Below are 20,848 nucleotides of genomic sequence, written 5' to 3'. Positions count from 1 at the left end.
TTCCCGCGTTGAGTATTCCTCAGAACGCAAAAAGAGGCAAGATCTTTAGTAAATTTTTACCAGCCGATCTATCCATCTGGAAAGGAAGGCTTTTCTATCTCTCTGCGACGCTATCACGCCAGACGAGTTCCGTTGCCAGTGTGACCTTCTTGGCGGTCTCGCGCCCCGAGAATCGTTCGAGCAGGAGATCGACTGCGGTTTCGCCGATCAGCTCGGCGGGAATACGAACGGTCGACAGCGGTGGGTTGAGAAGCTCGGCCACCGGAATATCGTTGAAACCGGCAATCGCCACGTCCTTGGGTATGCGCAGGCCGAGATCCTTGATGGCCCGATAGGCGCCGATCGCCAGATTGTCGTTGCAGGTAATGATGATTTCGGGCGGCTGAGCGCCCTGCATCAGCCGACGCGCCAGGCTGTAGCCGGTCTCCGGTGTCAGCCTCTCTGTGAGGCAGATATCCGGATCGAACAGCCCCATCTCCTTCATCCAGGCGACATAGGCCCGGCAACGTGGCTCGTTGAAAACATCGGTATCCGCATAGAACGCCTCGATCCATCCGATGAGGCCTATGCGGCGGTAGCCACGGCCGTGCAGGGCGGAGAGCAGCTTGCGCGTGGCGAGCGCGAGATCGCTGGCCACGCTATCATCCAGGTCGAAAGGCGGAAAGAAATCGGCAAAAACCAGGTTTCGGCTGTGTTCGCGCAGCCATTCCACCTCTTCCGGCTTGTGGTAGCCGACAGCGATCACTCCCGAGGCGTCGCGCAACAGGCCGGCCTCTGGCGGAGCATCGGTGTGATAGAGCTTGGCGACCTCGATCTTCAGGGCCTGGCAGCGGTTCTCGATGCCGAGCCGAACGCCGATATAATAAGGATCGGTCAACTCCTGGGCAGGCCGCAGGAAATGCACCAGGGCGATGCGGCCAGCGCCGGGCACCAGGGTCTGCGCCGCCACCGCGGCACCCGCCGCGCGATGGCGATTGCGCGGCGTGGCATATTTGAGCGCCTCCGCCGCCTCGATCACCGCCTGGCGCTTCGCGGCCGAGATCGACAGGGTCGCGTCATAGTTGAGAACGCGCGAGACCGTCGCCGATGAAACGCCGACAGCCGCCGCGATTTCCTTGATCGTTGCCATTCCCTACCCCTGCCACGGTGGAGACCGCCACGGCCGAACCGATCCACGACAAGCCCTGGCCTGACCGTCGATCAATTCCGGGGAGTCCAAATCGATTAGTAAATTTTTACTCCTTAAATCAACGAATGCAAGCGTCGCCTGTGCGCCTTTTAAGGAGCGGGGAACCTGGGCAAGAATCGTCTGAAAGGCAACACCGGATCTTCGATCGTGCGCCAAAGGCATGTTGTGCTCAGGATCGTCAAGCTTGACATTTGTACCGATCAATACATATTGTACCAACCGGTACAAACGAGGCACTCCCATGTCCGAACAACGTCCCCCCCTCCCGCCCTTCACCTACGAGACCGCTATCCAAAAGGTCCGCGCCGCCGAGGATGGCTGGAACAGCTGCAATCCCGAGCGCGTCTCGCTAGCCTATACGCTCGACAGCCGCTGGCGAAACCGTTCCGAATTCCCGTGCGGACGGGCGGAGATCGTCCAGTTCCTTACCCGCAAATGGCAGAAGGAGCTCGACTATCGCCTGATCAAGGAGCTCTGGGCTTTTGGCGGGAACCGCATCGGCGTGCGCTTTGCCTATGAGTGGCACAATGACAAGGGCGAGTGGTTCCGCTCCTACGGCAATGAGAACTGGGAGTTCGACGAAAACGGCCTGATGGCAGTGCGCCACGCCAGCATCAACGACTTGCCGATCCTGGAGAGCGAGCGCAAGTTCCATTGGGACCGCTCCAAGCCCCGGCCATCGGACCATCCGGGCCTGTCCGATCTCGGGCTGTGAGGCCCAGAGTAAAATGCAATCCGGTTGAAACGGCATTCGAGTTTAATCGACTGAAAACATCAGATTTTTTAGATTCCAGACCAATCGATCCGGAGGTAACCCGCCGCATGAGGCTCATCCGCGAGCGCGCCGACGTCCTGCCTGTCCTGACCGAGGTGTTTCGCACCCATGGCTATGAGGGCGCGAGCCTCGCCCTCATCAGCCAGCATACGGGCCTGGGCAAGGGCAGCCTCTACAATTTCTTCCCGGGCGGGAAGGAGGAGATGGCGGCGGCTGTGCTCGAGGGTATCGATGGCTGGTTCCATGCCCATGTCTTCGATCCCCTGCGCAGCCATGAGGATCCGCGCCGGGGGATCGAGGCGATGTTCGAAGCCACCGACCGCTATTTCCATTCGGGTGAGCGGGTCTGCATCGTCGGCGTCTTCGCGCTGAGCGACGTGCGCGACCGCTTCGCCGCCCGTATCAACGCGTATTTTACGGCTTGGCGGGATGCGCTGGCCGATGCATTGCGGCGATCCGGGCGCGATGAAGCTTCGGCCGCGAACCTCGCGGAAGAAGTGGTCGCCGGCATCCAGGGGGCGCTGGTGGCGGCACGAGCGCTCGATGATCCCGGCGTGTTCCGACGCCGGATAGAGTGGATGCAGGCGCTCATCTAGCGGTACTTATGAACGCAGTTTAGGCATTCGTCGTCCAAGCAAATAGGGGCTCGACGCGATGGAGACGGCTCTCCGGTACGCCTTCGCCGATAACGCCCACGATCACTTCCTTAAACTCGATAGGTGGCTGGCCTGGTCCATGCCGAAGGCCTGACGTTGACGCCCATTTCCACTGTACACGAATCATTCATCTAACTGCAGTTTCCCCAAGGGCTCGCAATCATCCACTTTCAATTCTTTGGCCGATTTACGTATCTTGGCTCCAGGCGAGGATGATTCGATGGGTAAGCGGCTGAGAGATCCGGTTCACGGGCTCATAATATTTGATGAAAATCAAGCCATCGACATGCTCGCATGGAAATTGGTTGATACGCTAGAATTTCAACGTTTGCGTCGCATCCGGCAACTTGGCGTGTCAGAATTTACCTTTCCCAGCGCCGTTCACACACGCTTCGCTCATTCGATCGGAGTCTTCCACACAGCCCGCACGCTTGTTGAAGTCTTGAAACGGGAAATGAGGCGCAATGAACAAACCTTCGACGAAGAAGTTGCCGAAGTCGCTCTTGCCGCTGCCTTGCTCCATGATCTTGGTCATGGGCCGTTCAGCCATACCTTCGAAGGCGTTCAAGAGTCGCGCGGGGTGAAGAAGCGCCACGAAAAGTGGACTGCAGGCATTATTCGGAATCCAAGGGGACAGGTTCAGCCTCTACTCGACGCTCATCGGGAGGGCTTCACCGAGGCAGTCGCAAGCTTGGTCGAGAAGGAAGACCCTGAGCATATCTACCATGCAATCGTCTCAAGTTCCTTCGACGCTGATAGACTCGACTATCTCCGCCGGGACAAATTGATGACGGGAACCGGAGCCGGTGGCATCGATTTCGATTGGCTGATCGAAAATATTCGCGTTGCGGATATTGAAATCGACGCCCCAGACGAAGATGGCCACGAACCGCGGCGGGTTCCCACCTTCTGCCTTACCGCAAAGGCGCTTCCCGCTGCCGAGCAGTTCCTGCTTGCGCGCTATACGCTGCACCAGCAGGTCTACTTTCACAAGGCAACCCGCTGTGTGGAGCACATGATCGGCAAGCTGTTCCGCGCACTTGCGCGATTGGCAGCCGGCAAGAAAAACGACATAAGAAGAAGTGGATTGTCGGAGGAACACCCGCTCCTTCGATTCTTCTCGAAAGGCGGCGAAACCGTCGAAAACTACCTTGCCTTGGATGATACCCTTGTCTTTGGTTCAATCGATGCCATGTCGAGGGCGGAAGACCCCGACGTTGCCGAGGTTGCAACACGGCTACGCCAGCGAAAGCTTTACAAGACTCTCGATATCGCAGAATTCGGAGAGGATCCGGGGACACAGCGTAGTCGATTGCGGCGAATCAGGGAAAAATTGGCCAGTCAGATCGATCGTGAGACCGTGATGATCGATGACAAGGCCGCAATCGGTATCTACGCTGAAATTGGTGGCGATGAGGAACACATGCACAAGAAACTGCATATCCTCGACGGCAACAAGCCGGTTGAAATCAGTAAACTTTCTCCTTTGATCCGAGCGTTAGAGCAAAAGAAGCAATTCACTAGGCTATATTTCGCAGATGCCTTTGAACGGGACGCTGCACGCAAATGAAGGAACCCGCCATGAAGCATGAGCCCGAACACTATGTAGCCGACATCCTTAGTGCGGCGGGGGGGCGCCTGGTCAGTCGCATCCGTCTGCAGAAAATCGCCTATCTCCTGGACCAGCTTGGAGCGAAAAGCGGTTTCGATTATTCATATCACCACTATGGCCCCTATTCCCGCGATCTCGACAGTGCGATCCTTGATGCGGAGGCCTTCGGCCTGGTGAGAGAGGAATACGGTTACAGGAAGACCGACGGCGCGCGCTACAGTGTGTTTGTCCGCAATGCAGACGACAAGCAATTTTCATGTCTGAAAGACAGCCATCTGCGGGATATTACGAAACAGCTGGCCTCGCAAAATGTAACGGTGCTTGAACTTGCGGCCACGGCTCATTGGTTGGTGAAATTCGAGAAAGTCGATGACTGGCAAGCTGAGATACATCGTCGCAAGGGCACGAAGACCGACAACGGGCGATTGGAAGAAGCAACGAAGCTTCTGGCTGAAGTTGGGCTACCCCCCACCGTGGCTGCCGTATAGGATCGGCAATCTCATTTTCGGCCAAGAGTGCTAAGAAGACTTTCGCTGAGAGATGGCTTTCTTTTCCAGCCACGGTGCACTTTTTGCACCCTCATAGCCTGTCCCGCAGCGCAAAGTAGCTCATCCCAGCCACCAGCGTCGGCCAGCGCAGCAGCCTCCCACCCGGGAAAGGCGGCGTCGGTAAAACGGCGAGTCGGTCGAACTCGCCGAGGGTGGCAGCCGTCACGTCGGCGAGGATCTTGCCGAAATAGGGCGCCAGCATCACCCCCTGCCCGGAATAACCCGAGGCGGTGAGGACGTTGGGCGCCAGGCGCCGCACGAAGGGCAGGCGCGTGGTGGTGATGCCGAGCGTGCCGCCCCAGGCATAGTCGATGGGCTTGTCGGCAAGCTGCGGGAACACTTTGAGCATGCGCTTGCGCACGAAGGCCTTCATGTCGGCCGGGAAGCCCCGGCCGTAATTCTCGCCGCCACCGAAGATCAGACGCCGGTCGGCCGAAAGGCGGTAATAGTTCACGACGAAGCGGCTGTCGGCCACCGCATAGTCATTGGCGATCAGCGCTCGCGCCTCATTGTCCGAAAAGGGTTGCGTCGCCAGGAGAAAATTGTTGATCGGCATGACCCGCGCCTCGGTATAGGCGTCGAGGCCGGAAAGATAGCCGTCGCCGGCCAGGATCAGCCAGTCCGCCGAGACGCTGCCCTTGTCGGTGCGGACGAGCGCCTTGCCGCCCTTCGACTCATAGCCCACGGCGCGGGATCGCTCGTAGATCCGCACGCCGACATCGAGCGCCGCGCGGGCAAGACCGAGGGCGAGGTTGAGCGGATGAAGATGTCCGCCATCATGGTCGATGAAGCCGCCATGATAGCCGCTCGCGCCGAGCAGGGCATCGAGCTGCTGTTTGTCGACGGCCTCCACCTTGTCGTAGCCATAGACCGTGCGCAGCTTCTCGGCATAGGCCTGCGACATCGCTACATAGTGGGGCTTGTGGTCGGCGACCAGAATGCCGTTCTTGTAGTCGCACTCGATCCGATATCTGGCGATCAGGCCCTTGAGGTGGGCCTTGGCCTCCTCCGCCATCGCCCATAATGCCTTGGCGCCATCGAGGCCGACGAGATTTTCGAGATAGTCCTGGTCGCGCCGCTGGCCGGAATGCACCTGCCCGCCATTGCGGCCGGAGGCGCCCGAGCCGATCTCCGCGGCCTCGAGGATGATCACCGACAGGCCGCGCTCGGCGAAGGCCAGCGCCGCGCCAAGGCCGGTATAGCCCGCGCCGACGATGCAGATATCCGCCCGCTGGTCGCCGGCCAGCACCGGCTGCGGCGCGAGCTTGTGGGCGGTGGCGGTGTAATAGGAATTGGCCGGATGGCCGGTGTTCTCGGTCATGATGGTACTGGATTGGAGTGTCGATCACCGATCGACAATCTTGGAAACGATGCATCTGCCGGTGAGGAAGATGGCGGTCGGTGACCGCCACTCCGTGTCTGGCGCGCGCCCTAATGTTGGCGCCTGCGATCCCAGCAACTCGATCACACGTTCAGCAACAGGTGCTCGCGCTCCCAGGGGCTGATCACTTTCATGAAGGTCTCGTATTCCTGCTTCTTGATCGCCGCATAGGCGGAGACGAAGGAGGAGCCCATGACCTGCTTGATCGGTTCGCATTCCTCCATCTCGGCCACGGCTTCGAGCAGGCCGCGCGGCAGTTCGAAATCACGGTTCTTGGCGTCGGATTCGATCGGCGCGGTGGCCTCCAGTTCCTCGGTCATGCCGAGATAACCGGCGGCCAGCACCGCCGCGGTGGCGAGATAGGGGTTGGCGTCGGAGGACGGCACCCGGTTCTCGACCCGCCGCGCGGCCGGGCCGGAGGGCGGCACGCGCAGGCCGGCCGTGCGGTTGTCATAGCCCCATTGCACATTGATCGGCGCCATGGAATCCCGCGTCAGGCGGCGATAGGAGTTCACATAGGGCGCCAGCATGCACATGATAGCCGGCAAATATTTCTGCTGGCCGGCCAGGAACGAGAAGAACAGCGACGTCGGGCCGCCGGTCTCCGGATCGGAGAAGATATTCTCTCCGTTGTCGGCATCGACGATGGACTGATGGATATGCAGTGCCGATCCGGGCTCGCCGGTCATCGGCTTGGCCATGAAGGTGGCGTAGATCTTGTGCTGCAGCGAAGCCTCGCGGATGGTGCGCTTAAACAGGAAGACCTGGTCGGCCAGTTCCAGGGGGTCGCCATGGCGCAGGTTGATTTCCATCTGCGCCGCGCCGTCTTCATGGATCAGCGTGTCGATCTCGAGGCCCTGCTGCTCGGAATATTTGTAGATATCCTCGAACAGGGCATCGAATTCGTTCACCGCCGAGATCGAATAGCCCTGGCGCCCGATTTCGGGACGACCGGAGCGCCCGATCGGAGGCTTGAGCGGGTAATCGGCGTCGGTGTTGGGCTCGACCAGATAGAATTCGATCTCCGGCGCCACCACCGGCTGCCAGCCCTTCTTGCGATAGAGTTCGCGGATGCGGCGCAGCACCTGGCGCGGCGCCTGCTCGACCGGTCGTCCGTCGCGCGTCACGGCGTCGTGGATGACCTGCGCGGTCGGATCCATCGCCCAGGGCACCGAGGTCAGTGTCGACCAGTCCGGCTGCATGAACATGTCGGTATCGGCTTCCACCGCATCGACCAGCCCGTCATAGGCGGGATATTCGCCCGTGATGCACTGGTAGAAGATCGACAGCGGCAGGTTCATCACTGGGGCGTTGAGAAATTTCGACACCGGCATGATCTTGCCGCGGGCAACCCCGCCCTGGTCGGGCACCAGGCATTCGATTTCCTCGATATTGCGGGCGCGGAACCAGTCCCTCGCGCTCTCCACGCCGGAGATGCCGCGCGCGGAGTCGATATCCGCCACGCCGGAAACTTCCAGCTTTTCTGATTTTTTCTTTTTGCTCATCGTCGCACACATGCGGCATCCACCCCGCGAAATGCGGAGCGGCGACCCGAAACAAGCGCCGGCGACCTGTTTGACGATCCCTGGAGGGCAGACTGAGGAGCCTGCCCGGGATCATCACGCGACTGACCTCCGGTTCGGGCCCTTGGTTTAGGAGGGCGGAGGCGCACGCGCCGCGCATCGAGGAAGACGCGCAAAAGAGGCATCGGTAGACCGACGCTGGGGACACACTGCCTTCAGCGGACGGTAAAAGTCAATTCGGCGCCGCAAAAATGTGATCACAAAATAGACGGAAAGCCTATTTCTCCAGTGGACCGCAGTCGACTTCCCGGTTTAGGCTGTACGTAACGATAACAGCCAGACGGGATATCATGAGTGTCACAGACGGGGGTGGCGTCGCGGCGCCGGTAAAATCGCAGACGGCGATCGGGGGCGTTCGCCGAAAATTCCAGCCCTGGAACGACCCGTCCGCTGTCCCACTCATACGCTTCGAGAATGTCACCAAGCGCTTCGGCGATTTCGTCGCCGTCAACAACGTCTCGATCGATATCCACCAGCGCGAATTCTTTTCCCTTCTCGGCCCCTCCGGCTGCGGCAAGACCACGCTGATGCGCATGCTGGCCGGCTTCGAGGAACCGACCTCCGGGCGCATCACCCTGGCGGGCAAGGATCTTGCCGGCGTGCCGCCCTATGAGCGGCCGGCCAACATGATGTTCCAGTCCTATGCGCTGTTCCCGCATATGTCGGTCTCCGACAACATCGCCTTCGGCCTCAAGATGGACAAGATGCCGAAGGCGCAGATCCAGGAACGCGTCAACCAGATGCTCAAACTGGTCAAGCTGGAGAAATTCGCCACGCGCAAGCCGCACCAGCTGTCCGGCGGCCAGCGCCAGCGCGTCGCCCTTGCGAGGGCCGTCGCCAGGCAGCCCAAGGTGCTGCTGCTCGACGAGCCGCTCGGCGCCCTCGACAAGAAACTGCGCGAGGAAACCCAGTTCGAGTTGATGGATATCCAGGTCGAGCTCGGCATCACCTTCATCATCGTCACGCACGATCAGGAAGAGGCGATGACGATGTCCGACCGCATCGCCGTCATGGATCATGGCAAGCTGGTGCAGGTGGCCCCGCCGGGCGTGATCTACGAGCAGCCCAATTCGAAATACGTCGCCGACTTCATCGGCAACATCAACATCTTCGAGGGCAAGGTCGGCAGCGTGAACGGCAACGCCGTCTCGGTGCAGTCCGCCGGCAACCCGCCCTTCCGGGTCGAGAGCGCCGAGCCCGTGAGCACGGGCCAGACCGTGTTCCTCGCCATCCGCCCGGAGAAGATGCGCATATCGCTCGATCCGCCAGCCGACACCAGCAATTGCCTCGTCGGCGAGGTCTTCGACATCGGTTATCTCGGCGATTGGACCAATTATGTCGTCGAGATTGCCAGCCTCGGCCAGCGCATCCGGGTGAGTTCGGCCAATATGAGCCGCTTCGTCGAACGGCCTCTCACCTGGGAAGACAAGGTTTATGTCACCTTCGCGCCGGATGCCGGCGTGCTCCTGACCAAGTAAGGGGGCTGATATGGCCGATGCCACCCCTCTTGCCGGACCGGCGGACAGCGCGGTCGTCGTGGCCAAGGACAACGGGCCGCGCCAGCGTTTCTTCTCCGGGCGCACGCTCGTCATCGCGATCCCCTATCTGTGGTCGCTCGTCTTCTTCGCCATCCCCTTCTTCATCGTCTTCAAGCTCTCGGTCAGCCAGGTCGCCGACGGCAACCCGCCCTATACGCCGGTGTTCAGCTTCGACGGCACCTGGCAAAGCCTGACGGACTATTTCTCCCAGCTCAACTTCGACAATTACTACTCGATCTTCAACATCTGGGGCGAAGACGGCGACTCGCTCTACATCAAGTCCTACTTCTCCTCCGTCACGATTGCCGCGATCTCGACGTTTTTCCTGCTGCTGATCGGTTATCCCATCGCCTATGGCATGGCCCGCGCCTCGAAAACGCTGCGGCCGACGCTGCTGATGCTGGTGATCCTGCCCTTCTGGACCTCCTTCCTCATCCGCGTCTATGCCTGGACCGGCATTCTCAAGGGTCAGGGTCTTCTCAACCTCGCCCTCTCGCAGGTCGGCCTGGTCGACATGGCCAACCCGCCGGAGTTGCTCGGCACCAACTGGGCCGTCTATATCGGCATGGTCTATTCCTACCTGCCCTTCATGGTGCTGCCGCTCTATTCGACGCTGGAGAAGATGGACCACACCCTCTTGGAGGCCGCCGCGGATCTCGGCTGCAAGCCGATCAAGGCGTTCTGGCTGGTCACCTTCCCGCTGTCGCTGCCTGGCGTGATCGCCGGCTGCATGCTGTGCTTCATCCCGGCGGTGGGTGAGTTCGTCATCCCCGACCTGCTCGGTGGCTCGCAGACCCTAATGATCGGCAAGTCGCTGTTCGACCTCTTCCTCCTGAACCGCGACTGGCCCACCGCTTCGGCGCTGGCGATCATCCTGCTCGTGGTGCTGGTCGGGCCGATCACCTATTACCAGCATATTCAGGCCAAGGCTCTGGAGGCCAATCGATGAAAAGCGGCGCCTCCTTGTTCAATGCCACCTCGGTCGCCCTCGGCCTTGCCTTCCTCTATCTGCCGATCCTCATCCTGGTGATCTATTCCTTCAATGATTCCAGGCTGGTGACGGTGTGGGGCGGCTGGTCCGCCCGCTGGTATGGCGTGCTGTTCCACGACGACGCCTTCCTGGCCGCCGCCTGGGTCACGCTGCGCATCGGAGCCCTCTCGGCGACGCTGGCCACCATCCTCGGCACCCTGGCCGCCATCGTGCTGGTGCGGCTCGGGCGCTTTCCCTCTCGCATGACCTTCTCGGCCATGGTCTATGCGCCGCTGGTCATGCCGGAGATCATCATCGGCGTGTCGCTGATGCTGTTCTTCGTGGCGACGAACGTCCAGATGGGCTTCTGGACGGTGACCTTTGCCCACACCACGCTCACCATGTGCTTCGTCACGGTGGTGGTGCAATCGCGCCTCCTCTCCTTCGACCGCTCCATCGAGGAAGCCGCGCTGGATCTGGGCTGCCGGCCTTTCAAGTCCTTCTTCCTGATCACGCTGCCGATCATCGCGCCGGCGGTGATTTCGGGCTGGATGCTGGCCTTCACGCTCTCGCTCGATGACCTCGTGATCGCCCGCTTCACCTCCTCGGCCGGCATCAACACCCTGCCGATGATCATCTATTCGCAGGTCAAGCTTGGCGTGAAGCCGGAGATGAACGCCGCCTGTACCCTGATGCTGGCGGTGGTCGCCCTCGGCGTTGTTGCCGCCGCGATCTATACGAGGCGTGCAGAGGCAGAGCGCGAGCGGGCGGAAAGGCTGGCGGCGGCGGGGTAAAAGCTGGGAGCACGGACGTCCCTCTACGACACTGAAGTGAGTGTCGTAGGGACGTCCGTGCTCCCAGTTACTGCGCCTGCGCCGACGATGCCGGCACGCTCGTCACCGAGTCCTGCGTCACGTCCTGGCCGGGCTTGGCGAAGCTGCGCAGCAGCGGGGCGGCGGCGCCGGAGCGGCGGATGAGGGCTTCCGTGTCGGGCTCGACCACCGGCACGTCCCAGCCACCAGAGACACGGAACGGCAGGCGGAAGGGGCTGGCCCCGTCGCCGTCGCTCCAATTGGCCATGCCTGCCATGTCGAGGCTTCGAAGGGCGATGTTGCTCTGGCCGGCCAGGGTCACCGAAAGCGAGCCGTTGTCCAGGCGGCAATCCGTGGTCTTGGCCAGGCCTCCAGTGATCTTGAAGCTCGCCTGCGCGGTGTCGAAGGTGGTGCGGCCGCCATAGCCGGACTCGAACCGCGCCGAGAGCGGGCGTTTTTCGATCTTCTGCATGAGATCGGCGAGATCGATGCCGACCAGGGCGCCATTGCCGACCTTGATGTCGGCGCGGCCTTCCAGGGAGCGCGACAGCTCGGCCACGGAAGCGCCGGTACCATTGATTTCGATGGTGCCCTCTCCCGTGCCCTCGAGATGATGGAAGCCGAAGAAATCGGGGAGCGACTTGCCCATCTCGACCGAATCGAAATTGCCGGTAGCGGTAAACTCGACCGCATTGCCGGTGCTCTTCAGCGTGACATTGCCCTTGAGGGTGCCGCCATAGGCCGCCGCCTCGCCGAGCGCGAATTCGAACACGCCATCATGGCTGGAAATGGTTGCCGCGGTGCGGCCGAGTTTGATCTTGTCGATCACCGTCTCACCGGCCGAGATGCGCACATCGAGATCGCTGACCATCAGGCTCTTGATATTGATGCGGTCGTCGCGCCACTGCCTCGGCATGCCGCGGGAGAGCTGCACCTCGCTCGAATAGGCAGAGAGGTCGATGGTGTCGGCCGCCAAGGTGCCGCTGACCTTGGGCCGTTCGCCTGCAAGCTGGATGAGGAGCGAGCCCTCGGCCTCATTGCCGTCGAGCGTAAGCTGGACATCGTCCAGCGAAATGCCGGTGGGATCGACGGTGACCGGCGACTGCACCTCAAAGGCGGCAAGGCTGTGCCCGTCCGGCAGGGGCAGACCGAGCCAGCGCAGGGTCTCGCGCAGCGAAGCGCCGTTGGCGGTGACCTGCCCCTGCAGCCTGCCGTCGCCGTCCACGGTGCCGCTGGTGGTGAGGTTGAGCATCTCGCCCTTGATGCGCGCGCGCATGTCCGACTTGCCGCCGGAAATCAGGCTGGCAGGTTCGGCTATCGCCACCGAGACCTCGGCATTGCGGTCACGCCAATTGATGATGCCGGAAGCGGACATCGCGTCCGTGAGGCCCGACCAGGCCAGGGTCGCGTCCTCGATCGACACCGTCGTCGATTGCCCGCCGGCATCGGCATATTGGATGGTGCTGTCGACCAGGCGAAGTGCGGAAATCGGCATCGCCTTCTCGAAATGGCCATTGGCGGCATCGGCCAGCACGCCGGTCTTGAAATCCCAGGAATGATCGTGGGTCTTGGTCGTCGTCAACCCGATGCGCGCCCGCTTCAGCATCAGGCTGGACACCTCGAGGCGGCCGATCAGGAGCGGCGTCAGGTTCAGTTCGCCCTGGAGCTTGTCGCTGACGAGCAGCGGCGGCATGCCATCGGGGCCGGGAATGGTCACTTTCTCCACCAGCAGCGTGGGGAGCGGTGCCCAGGACAGACGCACCGGGCCGTCGATTCGCACCGGGCGTCCGGTGAGCGCCACAAGCTGGCGCGTCAGCGCCTCCCGCAGCGCGCTCTCAGGTGCCAGCGAGGGGACGATGAGAACCAGGGCGACGAGCGCGGCAGCGATGGCGGCTAATGATAGCCCAATACGCTTCATGCGGGATCCGCGCCTCACTCGATAAAAAGATGTTTGATTATCAATCGCGCACGCCGGTTGGGCGGGGCTGACTCACAAACGACGTTCACTATAGATGGCAGGCCATCGTGGTAAAAGCGAGGCCGGGTTGTGATAGCCCGTCCATGCCGGGCGGCGTGGCCGAACCGACGTAATATGTGACCGTCCCAGGGTATTGCTAGTCTGTGCACGTCTATAGCATGGCAGATGCATGGTTAACAAAGCTGGAAATTATAATGGGAAAGCCGCCAATCCGCACGCTGAGCATTGTGGATATGCACACAGCCGGGGAGCCGGTGCGCATCGTCACAGGCGGATATCCCGAGCTGACCGGCACCACCATCCTCGACAAAAGGCGCGAGGCGCTGGCCAAGCATGATGATTTGCGACGGGCGATGATGCTGGAGCCGCGCGGCCATTCCGGCATGTACGGCGTCATTCCGGTCAGGCCGCATGCGCGAGAAGCGGCCTTTGCCGCTCTGTTCACCCATAATGAGGGCTACAGCACCATGTGCGGCCATGCCACCATCGCCATCGGCAAATGGCTGGTGGAAAGCGGCCAGATCGCTGCCACGGCGCCGGAAACCCGGTTTGGTCTCGAACTGCCCTGCGGTGTCGTCGATGTCGCCTGCCGGGTCGAAGCGGGGCGCGTGGTGGAGACCGCTTTTGAGAGCGTGCCGGCCTTCCTGAGCCAGAAGGACGCCGAGCTCGACGTGCCCGGCTTTGGCCGCGTTGCCTGCGACGTCAGCTTCGGCGGCGCCTTCTACGCGATCCTGCCAGCCTCGCGCCTTGGCCTGGACTTCTTCTCGACGCCGCTGGAGCGATTGGTCGCAGCCGGCACCGCCATCACCGCCGCCGGACGGCAGCAGCTGAGCGTCCTGCATCCTGAGGAAGCGGATCTGGGCTTTCTCTATGGCACGATCCTGACCGATGATGCCGTGGCGGCCGAGCCGACCTACAACCTTTGCATCTTCGCCGAGGGGCAGATCGATCGCAGCCCCACGGGCAGCGGCGTCACCGCCCGCATGGCGCGCGACCATGGCCGCGGCCTGATCGGCAGGGATATCGAGCGACGCTTCATGGGCCCGACGGGCCTGCCCTTCCAGGCCCGCATCACGCAGGTGAAGGACGATACCGTGCGGGTTCGTGTCGCCGGCCAATCGGCCTTCAGCGGCACCGCCATCTTCGAGATCGATCCCGACGATCCGCTTGGTCATGGCTTCGTGCTGCCGCCGAATTATGGTGCGCTACGTGGATGATTGGAGTGGCGGTCTCTGACCGCCACTCCAATCATCCACGGAACTCTTGCCCACTTTCGAAAACATCGCGCTTGCAGCATAGGAGGAGGCGGACAAGATGTCCGCGCTCCCAGCTTCGCCAGGATCTCTTCATGACGACTGCCGATAAACCACTCTGGACCCCTTCGCCCGAACGCCTTGCCGGGACGCAAGTGATGGCCCTGATCGCCGCAGCCAATGCCCGGCACGGCTTGGCGCTCAAGACCTATGCCGACCTGCACCGCTGGTCCATCGAGAGCCAGGGCGATTTCTGGAGCCTCGTCTGGGACGACAGCGGCATCAAGGGCGAGAAGGGCGAACGCCTCGCCATCGACCTCGATCGCATCCAGAAGGCACGCTTCTTCCCCGATGCCAGGCTGAACTTCGCCGAGAACCTCTTGGCACGCGACGATGACACGCCGGCGCTGATCTTCCAGGGCGAGGACAAGGCCAGCCTCACCATGAGCTGGCGCGAACTCAACGCCCTCGTCTCCCGCCTGCAGCAGGCCATGCGGGCCGAGGGCGTCGAGCGAGGCGATCGCGTGGCGGCCATGATGCCGAATCGGCCCGAGACCATCGCCATCATGCTGGCGGCCGCCTCCATGGGCGCGATCTTCTCCTCCTGCTCGCCCGATTTCGGCGAGCGCGGCGTGCTCGACCGCTTCGGCCAGATCGAGCCCAAGCTGTTCTTCGCCATCGACGGCTATTGGTATGCCGGCAAGCGCATCGACAATGCCGCCAAGGTGGTGGCGATCGCGGCGCAGCTCGGCGGCAGATGCGTGATCGTGCCCTATCTCGGCGAAGCCGAGGCCCTTGCCGGCCAGATCCGCGGCGCCCGCACGCTCGAGGCCTTCATCGCGCCCTATGCGGCCAGGCAGGTCGAATTCGCACGGCTGCCCTTCAACCAGCCGCTGTTCATCCTGTATTCCTCCGGCACCACGGGCGTGCCGAAATGCATCGTGCATGGCGCCGGCGGTACGCTGCTGCAGCTCGTCAAGGAGCACCGCTACCAGTGCGACCTCAAGCCCGGCGACCGCAGCTTCTACTTCACCACCTGCGGCTGGATGATGTGGAACTGGCTGGTCGCGGGCCTCGCCAATGGCGAGACGCTTCTTCTCTTCGACGGTTCGCCGTTCCATCCGGTGCCGGGCGTGCTGTTCGACTTCGTCACGCGGGAAAAGGGCGTGCTGTTCGGCACCTCGGCCAAATATATCGACGCCGCCCACAAGGCCGGCCTGACACCGCGCACCACGCATGATCTCTCCGCTTTGCGCCTGATGACCTCGACCGGCTCCCCTCTCTCTCCGGAGGGCTTTCGCTGGGTCTATGAGGAGGTGAAGGGCGATCTCCATCTCGCCTCGATCTCCGGCGGCACCGACATCGTCTCCTGCTTCGTACTGGGCGATCCCACCGCCCCTGTGTGGTCCGGCGAGATCCAGGCGGCCGGCCTCGGCATGGCCGTGGATGTCTGGAACGACGACGGCAAACCGGTGCGCGAGGAAAAGGGCGAGCTCGTCTGCGTGAAGCCTTTCCCGTCGATGCCGGTGATGTTCTGGAACGATGCGGACGGCAAGAAATACACCGCCGCCTATTTCGAGCGCTTCGACAATGTCTGGCACCATGGCGACTTCGCCGAATGGACCCGCCATGGCGGCCTGATCATCCATGGCCGCTCGGACGCCACCCTCAATCCAGGCGGTGTGCGCATCGGCACCGCCGAGCTCTACGCCCAGGTCGAGAAGATCCCGGAGGTGCTGGAATCCATCGCCATCGGCCAGGATTGGGAGGGTGACGTGCGCATCGTGCTCTTCGTGCGCCTGCGCGACGGCGTGATGCTCGACGACGCCCTGGTCGATCGCATCAAGCGCCAGATCCGCAGCGGCGCCTCCCCGCGCCATGTGCCGGCCAGGATCCTGCAAGTGGCGGATATCCCGCGCACCAAATCCGGCAAGATCACCGAGCTCGCCGTGCGCGACATCGTGGCCGGACGCGGCGTGAAGAACCAGGAGGCGCTGGCCAATCCGGAAGCACTGGCGCTGTACAAGGATCTGCCGGAACTGAAAGTCTGAACATTCATGCGCCTCCTCGTCTTCCAGCACCTGACCGCCGGCCATCCCGGCATCTTCCGTTCGTTCTTCGCTCGCGACGGCGTCATTTGGGACGCGATCCGTCTCGATCGCGGCGAGGCGATCCCCTCGCTCGATGCCTATGACGCGCTCTGGGTGATGGGCGGAGAGATGAATGTCTGGGACGTTGACGAGCATTCCTGGCTCGTCGAGGAGAAACAGACCATCCGCCGCTGGGTGCGGGAGTTGCAGCGTCCTTTCCTCGGTTTCTGCCTCGGTCACCAGTTGCTGACGGATGCGCTCGGCGGCACCTGCGGGCCGATGCGCCAGTCCGATGTCGGCCTGCGCGACATGGAGGCTACGCCGGCCGGGCGCGAGGATCCGCTGTTCTCGGGCCTTTCGCCATGCTTCAAGGCCCTGGAATGGCATGCGGTGCGCGTTGCCCAGCCGCCCGAGGGCGCACAGGTGCTGGCAAGCAGCGCCGGCTGCAGCGTCGAGGCCATACAGGCTGCGCCGCGCGCCTGGGGCCTGCAATTCCACGCCGAGGCGGATGACCAGTCCGTGCGCGACTGGAGCACCCATGGCGACTACCAGGCCTCCTTCGAGCGGCGTCATGGCGAGGGCGCCATGGCGCGCCTGGAGACGGAGATGGTAAGCCGCGCCGGCGAGCTGGAAGGCAATGCCGTCCTGCTCTACCGCAACTTCATGCGGGCCGTGCAGGGTTGAGAGCAAGGCGCCGAATTCTTCACGGTCGGGTAACGCCCAACCTCTTGATCAAAGACGCCTTATCCTGTCCGATAAGCCGGATTAACAATCCAGCCGAGTCCCCATGCGCATCCTCGTCCTGCAGCACCTTGCCTCCGAGCATCCCGGCATCTTCCGTTCCCATTTCGCCCGGGATGGCGTCGAATGGGATGCGGTGGAGCTCGACGACGGCGGCGTCATCCCGGCTCTGGAGCCCTATGACGCGCTCTGGGTGATGGGCGGGGCGATGGATGTCTGGGATGTCGAGGAGTTTCCCTGGCTGATCGAGGAGAAGCGCGTCATCCGGCGCTGGGTGCGCGAGCTGCAGAGGCCGTTTCTCGGCATCTGCCTCGGCCATCAATTGCTGGCGGATGCGCTCGGCGGAACCTGCGGGCCGCAGAAGCCGCCGGAGGTCGGCGTCTTCGACGTCGATCTCACGGCGTCGGGCAAGGTCGATCCGCTCTTCGAGGGCCTCGCTTCAAGCTTTCCGGCGCTGCAATGGCATTCCGTGCGCGTGGCGCAGCCGCCGGAGGGCGCCGAGGTGCTGTCCTCCTCCCCGCTCTGCGCCGTCCAGGCCATGCGGGCGGCGCCGCGCACCTGGGGCATGCAGTACCATGTCGAGGCCGAGCTCGAAGCCGTGCGGGAATGGGCCTGCGTCCCCGACTACCGGGCAGCGCTCGAAAAGACCAATGGCGAGGGCGCCATGGAAAGGCTGCAGGCGGAGATCGCAGCGCATGCTGCGGCATTTGAGGCCAATGCCTCCATTCTCTATCGCAATTTCATGCGGCTCGCGCGAGAATAGCGCTTGGGACCGCCGGCTTTCCAGCCGGCCCAAGGTTTCACGCCGACTGGAAAGCCGGCGGTCCCAGGAGGAACCAGACCATGCCCGAAGGAACGCCGCAAAGTACCACCGGCATTCCCATGCCCTCGCCCGATCCGGCGATCCTGGCCCGCCGCCAGGCGATCGTCGACGGATTGGCAAAGCTCGTTCCGGCCGAGAACCTGATCAGCAGCGAGGACGAGCGCCGCGCCTATGAGACGGATGCCTTCACCGCCTATCGCACGATACCGCTCGTGGTGGTGCTGCCGGAGACGACGGAACAGGTCGCGGCAATCCTGAAATTCCTCAACCAGGAGGGGGTGCCCGTGATCCCGCGCGGGGCCGGTACCTCGCTCGCCGGGGGCGCCCTGCCCCAGGCCGATGCCGTGGTGGTCGGCCTGTCCAAGATGAACCGCGTGCTGGAGCTGCGCTTCGAGGACCGTCTGGCCCGCGTGCAGGCCGGCATCACCAATCTCGGCATCTCCGGCGCCGTCGCCCATGAGGCTTTCTTCTACGCGCCCGACCCTTCCAGCCAGCTCGCCTGCACCATCGCCGGCAATATCGCCATGAATTCGGGCGGGGCGCACTGCCTCAAATATGGCGTCACCACCAACAACATCCTCGGCGTGCGCCTGGTGACGATGGCGGGCGAGATCCTCGACATCGGCGGGGATGCCATGGATGCCGACGGCTATGATCTGCTCGGCATCGTCATCGGCTCGGAGGGCCAGTTCGGCATCGTGACGGAGGCGGTGGTGCGCATCCTGCCGATGGCCGAGGGCGCGCGCCCGATGCTGGTGGGCTTTGCCGCGCCCGAGGATGCCGGGCGCTGCGTCGCCGCCATCATCGCCTCCGGCATCATCCCGGTGGCGATCGAATATATGGACAAGCTCGCCATCGAGATCACCGAGGGCTTCGCCCATGCCGGCTATCCGCTCGACGCCGCCGCCATGCTGATCATCGAGGTGGAGGGCTCCAACGCCGAGATCGACCGCCTGCTCGGCCTGATCTCCGACATGGCGCGCGAGCATGGCGCCACCACCATCAAGATCTCGAAATCGGAAGCCGAGAGCGCGGCGATCTGGAAGGGCCGCAAATCCGCTTTCGGCGCCACCGGCCGCATCGCCGACTATATCTGCATGGACGGCACCATTCCGACGGGCCAACTGCCGATGGTGCTGCAGCGCATCGACGAGATCACGCAGGGCTATGGCCTGCGCGTCGCCAATGTCTTCCATGCCGGCGACGGCAACCTGCATCCCCTCGTGCTCTACAATGTCAACGACGCCAACCAGCGCGAAAAGGCCGAGGCCTGCGGCTTCGACATCCTGCGCCTGTGTGTCGAGGCCGGCGGCTGCCTCACCGGCGAGCACGGCGTCGGCATCGAGAAGCGTGACCTGATGCGCGAACAGTTCAACCAGACCGATCTCGACCAGCAGCGGGACTTGAAGCTGGCCTTCGATCCCCACTGGCTGCTGAACCCGGCCAAGGTCTTCCCGCTGGATATGCGGCCGGGAGGGTGGAAGTGAGTTTTGAATGCCAAGAGGCGCCGCGCAAAGCCTCCCCCACGAAGCTGGGGGAGGTGGCACGACGAAGTCGTGACGGAGGGGGTGAGGTCAGGACAAAGCACGAGGAACACAGTTACGGATTGGCGGTTCGCGCGCCACACTCGGCCCACACCCCCTCCGACCTCACTTCGTTCGGCCACCTCCCCCAGCTTCGTTGGGGAGGCTTTGCGTGGCGCCTTTCACGAATTGCCGTATGACCATGACCCACGCCCCCACCACAGAGGCCGCACTCGCGGACATCGTCACCGAGTCCTTCCGTACCAAGACCCCTCTCGTCATCGTTGGCGGCGGGTCGAAGGATGGCATCGGCCGCCCGATCAACGCTGCCCCGCTCAGCACGAAATCCCTCACCGGCATCACGCTCTACGAGCCCGCCGAGATGGTGATCTCGGCGCTTTCCGGGACGCCGCTCGCCGAACTCACCGGCGCGCTCGACGAGAGAGGCCAGATGCTGCCCTTCGAACCGGCGGACTGGCGCGGGCTGCTCGGCAGCGGACCGAGCGAGCCGACGGTTGGTGGCCTGGTCGCCGCCAATCTCTCTGGGCCGCGCCGCATCACGGCCGGGGCCTGCCGCGACAGCCTGATGGGCGTGCGTTTCGTCAACGGCAAGGGCGAGGCCATCAAGAGTGGCGGGCGGGTGATGAAGAACGTCACCGGCTATGACCTCACCAAGCTGATGGCGGGCTCCTGGGGCACGCTCGGCATCCTCACCGAAGTCACCTTCAAGGTGCTGCCCAAGCCCGAGGCCAGCGCCGGCCTGGTCTGGCAGGGGCTCGACGACGCAAAGGCGGTCGAGCTGATGTCGGCCGGCCTCGGCAGTCCCTTCGAGGTCTCCGCGGCCGCCCATATCCCCGCCGATCTCGCCTCCGGCACGGCGCAGACCGTGCTGCGGCTTGAGAATTTCGAGAGCTCGATCGCCTATCGGCGCGAGAAGCTCGCCACCCTGCTCAAGCGCTTCGGCAGCCCCGACCATCTCGACAGCCGGGCTTGCCAGGGCTTCTGGTGGCAGATCGCCGATGTCGCGCCCTTCGCGCAGATGGACGGCGCCGTCTGGCGCCTCTCGGTCGCGCCCTCCAAGGCCGTGGCGCTGGTGCGGGCCCTGCGCCGGAACGGCGAGGCCAAGCTGTTCTACGACTGGGGCGGCGGCCTGATCTGGCTGCTCGCTCCCGAGACGGTGGAGATGGCCAAGGCAATCGCGGCGGCTGCGAAAGCCCAGGGCGGCCATGCCATGCTGATCCGCGCCAGCGCCGATTACCGGGCGGAGAGCTTTGCCTTCGGCCAGCAGGATGGCCCGATTGCGGCGCTGAGTGCTCGCGTGAAGCAGGCTTTCGATCCCGCCAATATCCTCAATACCGGCCGCCTGGGAGGCTGAC

General features: G+C 63.1%; 17 protein-coding genes. 13 read left to right on the top strand and 4 right to left on the bottom strand.

Translation table 11 applies throughout. The features are described 5' to 3' along the window. Positions 1 to 94 precede the first annotated feature (94 nt). Positions 95 to 1,129, bottom strand: a complete 1,035-nt coding sequence (locus QQL24_RS00660; protein WP_284309947.1) for a LacI family DNA-binding transcriptional regulator — start codon at positions 1,127 to 1,129, stop codon at positions 95 to 97. 301 nt (positions 1,130 to 1,430) lie between these two features. Between QQL24_RS00660 and QQL24_RS00655 the strand changes: the two genes are divergently transcribed. From QQL24_RS00655 to QQL24_RS00640, 4 genes are all read left to right on the top strand, one after another. Beyond that, positions 1,431 to 1,904 carry a nuclear transport factor 2 family protein gene (locus QQL24_RS00655; RefSeq protein WP_284309946.1) on the top strand — a complete coding sequence of 158 codons (474 nt, stop codon included), beginning with the start codon at positions 1,431 to 1,433 and terminating at the stop codon, positions 1,902 to 1,904. Positions 1,905 to 2,011: 107 nt separating this feature from the next. Next, positions 2,012 to 2,560: a TetR/AcrR family transcriptional regulator gene (locus tag QQL24_RS00650; protein WP_284309945.1), complete on the top strand. Its 549-nt coding sequence runs from the start codon at positions 2,012 to 2,014 to the stop codon at positions 2,558 to 2,560. 280 nt (positions 2,561 to 2,840) lie between these two features. Further along, positions 2,841 to 4,190 carry an HD domain-containing protein gene (locus QQL24_RS00645; protein WP_284309944.1) on the top strand — a complete coding sequence of 450 codons (1,350 nt, stop codon included), beginning with the start codon at positions 2,841 to 2,843 and terminating at the stop codon, positions 4,188 to 4,190. 11 nt (positions 4,191 to 4,201) lie between these two features. Next, positions 4,202 to 4,720, top strand: a complete 519-nt coding sequence (locus QQL24_RS00640; RefSeq protein ID WP_284309943.1) for a hypothetical protein — start codon at positions 4,202 to 4,204, stop codon at positions 4,718 to 4,720. A 91-nt stretch (positions 4,721 to 4,811) separates the two neighbouring features. Here QQL24_RS00640 and QQL24_RS00635 read toward each other — a convergent pair whose 3' ends face one another. Together QQL24_RS00635 and QQL24_RS00630 are read right to left on the bottom strand one after the other, a co-directional pair. Beyond that, positions 4,812 to 6,101 carry an NAD(P)/FAD-dependent oxidoreductase gene (locus QQL24_RS00635; protein WP_284309942.1) on the bottom strand — a complete coding sequence of 430 codons (1,290 nt, stop codon included), beginning with the start codon at positions 6,099 to 6,101 and terminating at the stop codon, positions 4,812 to 4,814. A 143-nt stretch (positions 6,102 to 6,244) separates the two neighbouring features. Beyond that, positions 6,245 to 7,678 carry a glutamine synthetase family protein gene (locus QQL24_RS00630; protein WP_284309941.1) on the bottom strand — a complete coding sequence of 478 codons (1,434 nt, stop codon included), beginning with the start codon at positions 7,676 to 7,678 and terminating at the stop codon, positions 6,245 to 6,247. Positions 7,679 to 8,034: 356 nt separating this feature from the next. Between QQL24_RS00630 and QQL24_RS00625 the strand changes: the two genes are divergently transcribed. The 3 genes from QQL24_RS00625 to QQL24_RS00615 are packed head-to-tail and all read left to right on the top strand — an operon-like array spanning position 8,035 to position 11,046. Next, positions 8,035 to 9,222 (top strand): ABC transporter ATP-binding protein, encoded by a 1,188-nt coding sequence (locus QQL24_RS00625; RefSeq protein WP_284309940.1) that lies wholly within the window; start codon positions 8,035 to 8,037, stop codon positions 9,220 to 9,222. 10 nt (positions 9,223 to 9,232) lie between these two features. After that, positions 9,233 to 10,231, top strand: coding sequence for an ABC transporter permease subunit (locus tag QQL24_RS00620; protein WP_284309939.1), 999 nt, complete (start codon positions 9,233 to 9,235; stop codon positions 10,229 to 10,231). Next, positions 10,228 to 11,046 carry an ABC transporter permease gene (locus QQL24_RS00615; RefSeq protein WP_284309938.1) on the top strand — a complete coding sequence of 273 codons (819 nt, stop codon included), beginning with the start codon at positions 10,228 to 10,230 and terminating at the stop codon, positions 11,044 to 11,046. Before QQL24_RS00620 ends, QQL24_RS00615 begins: the two co-directional genes overlap by 4 nt. 67 nt (positions 11,047 to 11,113) lie before the next feature. Here QQL24_RS00615 and QQL24_RS00610 read toward each other — a convergent pair whose 3' ends face one another. Next, the gene (locus QQL24_RS00610; protein WP_284309937.1) at positions 11,114 to 12,982 is read right to left on the bottom strand and encodes an AsmA family protein; all 1,869 of its coding nucleotides are present in this window, start codon (positions 12,980 to 12,982) and stop codon (positions 11,114 to 11,116) included. Positions 12,983 to 13,236: 254 nt separating this feature from the next. Here QQL24_RS00610 and QQL24_RS00605 point away from each other — a divergent pair, with 254 nt between their 5' ends. The 6 genes from QQL24_RS00605 to glcE all read left to right on the top strand — a co-directional run bounded on the left by QQL24_RS00605 (position 13,237) and on the right by glcE (position 20,847). Beyond that, on the top strand, positions 13,237 to 14,259 hold the full coding sequence (locus QQL24_RS00605; protein WP_284309936.1) for a proline racemase family protein: 1,023 nt from the start codon (positions 13,237 to 13,239) through the stop codon (positions 14,257 to 14,259). 131 nt (positions 14,260 to 14,390) lie between these two features. After that, positions 14,391 to 16,346: an acetoacetate--CoA ligase gene (locus QQL24_RS00600; protein ID WP_284309935.1), complete on the top strand. Its 1,956-nt coding sequence runs from the start codon at positions 14,391 to 14,393 to the stop codon at positions 16,344 to 16,346. Positions 16,347 to 16,352: 6 nt separating this feature from the next. Next, entirely contained in the window at positions 16,353 to 17,069 is a 717-nt protein-coding gene (locus QQL24_RS00595) for a type 1 glutamine amidotransferase (protein WP_284309934.1), read from the top strand. Positions 17,070 to 17,172: 103 nt separating this feature from the next. Continuing rightward, positions 17,173 to 17,889, top strand: coding sequence for a type 1 glutamine amidotransferase (locus QQL24_RS00590; protein WP_284309933.1), 717 nt, complete (start codon positions 17,173 to 17,175; stop codon positions 17,887 to 17,889). Between the two features lie 80 nt (positions 17,890 to 17,969). Next, positions 17,970 to 19,436 (top strand): FAD-linked oxidase C-terminal domain-containing protein, encoded by a 1,467-nt coding sequence (locus tag QQL24_RS00585; RefSeq protein ID WP_284309932.1) that lies wholly within the window; start codon positions 17,970 to 17,972, stop codon positions 19,434 to 19,436. A gap of 232 nt (positions 19,437 to 19,668) precedes the next feature. Continuing rightward, on the top strand, positions 19,669 to 20,847 hold the full coding sequence (gene glcE / locus QQL24_RS00580) for a glycolate oxidase subunit GlcE (RefSeq protein ID WP_284309931.1): 1,179 nt from the start codon (positions 19,669 to 19,671) through the stop codon (positions 20,845 to 20,847). Position 20,848 lies beyond the last annotated feature (1 nt).

It is taken from the genome of Labrys miyagiensis, assembly GCF_030160835.1.
Taxonomy (GTDB): domain Bacteria; phylum Pseudomonadota; class Alphaproteobacteria; order Rhizobiales; family Labraceae; genus Labrys; species Labrys miyagiensis.
The sequence above is the reverse complement of the archived record's forward strand: the minus strand, read 5'-3'. Positions and strand labels throughout refer to the sequence as shown.

Bases quoted from the DNA above. Each gene is read 5' to 3' on its own strand.
- QQL24_RS00660 (WP_284309947.1), bottom strand. From the start codon at position 1,129: ATGGCAACGATCAAGGAAATCGCGGCGGCTGTCGGCGTTTCATCGGCG.
- QQL24_RS00655 (WP_284309946.1), top strand. From the start codon at position 1,431: ATGTCCGAACAACGTCCCCCCCTCCCGCCCTTCACCTACGAGACCGCT.
- QQL24_RS00650 (WP_284309945.1), top strand. From the start codon at position 2,012: ATGAGGCTCATCCGCGAGCGCGCCGACGTCCTGCCTGTCCTGACCGAG.
- QQL24_RS00645 (WP_284309944.1), top strand. From the start codon at position 2,841: ATGGGTAAGCGGCTGAGAGATCCGGTTCACGGGCTCATAATATTTGAT.
- QQL24_RS00640 (WP_284309943.1), top strand. From the start codon at position 4,202: ATGAAGCATGAGCCCGAACACTATGTAGCCGACATCCTTAGTGCGGCG.
- QQL24_RS00635 (WP_284309942.1), bottom strand. From the start codon at position 6,101: ATGACCGAGAACACCGGCCATCCGGCCAATTCCTATTACACCGCCACC.
- QQL24_RS00630 (WP_284309941.1), bottom strand. From the start codon at position 7,678: ATGTGTGCGACGATGAGCAAAAAGAAAAAATCAGAAAAGCTGGAAGTT.
- QQL24_RS00625 (WP_284309940.1), top strand. From the start codon at position 8,035: ATGAGTGTCACAGACGGGGGTGGCGTCGCGGCGCCGGTAAAATCGCAG.
- QQL24_RS00620 (WP_284309939.1), top strand. From the start codon at position 9,233: ATGGCCGATGCCACCCCTCTTGCCGGACCGGCGGACAGCGCGGTCGTC.
- QQL24_RS00615 (WP_284309938.1), top strand. From the start codon at position 10,228: ATGAAAAGCGGCGCCTCCTTGTTCAATGCCACCTCGGTCGCCCTCGGC.
- QQL24_RS00610 (WP_284309937.1), bottom strand. From the start codon at position 12,982: ATGAAGCGTATTGGGCTATCATTAGCCGCCATCGCTGCCGCGCTCGTC.
- QQL24_RS00605 (WP_284309936.1), top strand. From the start codon at position 13,237: ATGGGAAAGCCGCCAATCCGCACGCTGAGCATTGTGGATATGCACACA.
- QQL24_RS00600 (WP_284309935.1), top strand. From the start codon at position 14,391: ATGACGACTGCCGATAAACCACTCTGGACCCCTTCGCCCGAACGCCTT.
- QQL24_RS00595 (WP_284309934.1), top strand. From the start codon at position 16,353: ATGCGCCTCCTCGTCTTCCAGCACCTGACCGCCGGCCATCCCGGCATC.
- QQL24_RS00590 (WP_284309933.1), top strand. From the start codon at position 17,173: ATGCGCATCCTCGTCCTGCAGCACCTTGCCTCCGAGCATCCCGGCATC.
- QQL24_RS00585 (WP_284309932.1), top strand. From the start codon at position 17,970: ATGCCCGAAGGAACGCCGCAAAGTACCACCGGCATTCCCATGCCCTCG.
- glcE (WP_284309931.1), top strand. From the start codon at position 19,669: ATGACCATGACCCACGCCCCCACCACAGAGGCCGCACTCGCGGACATC.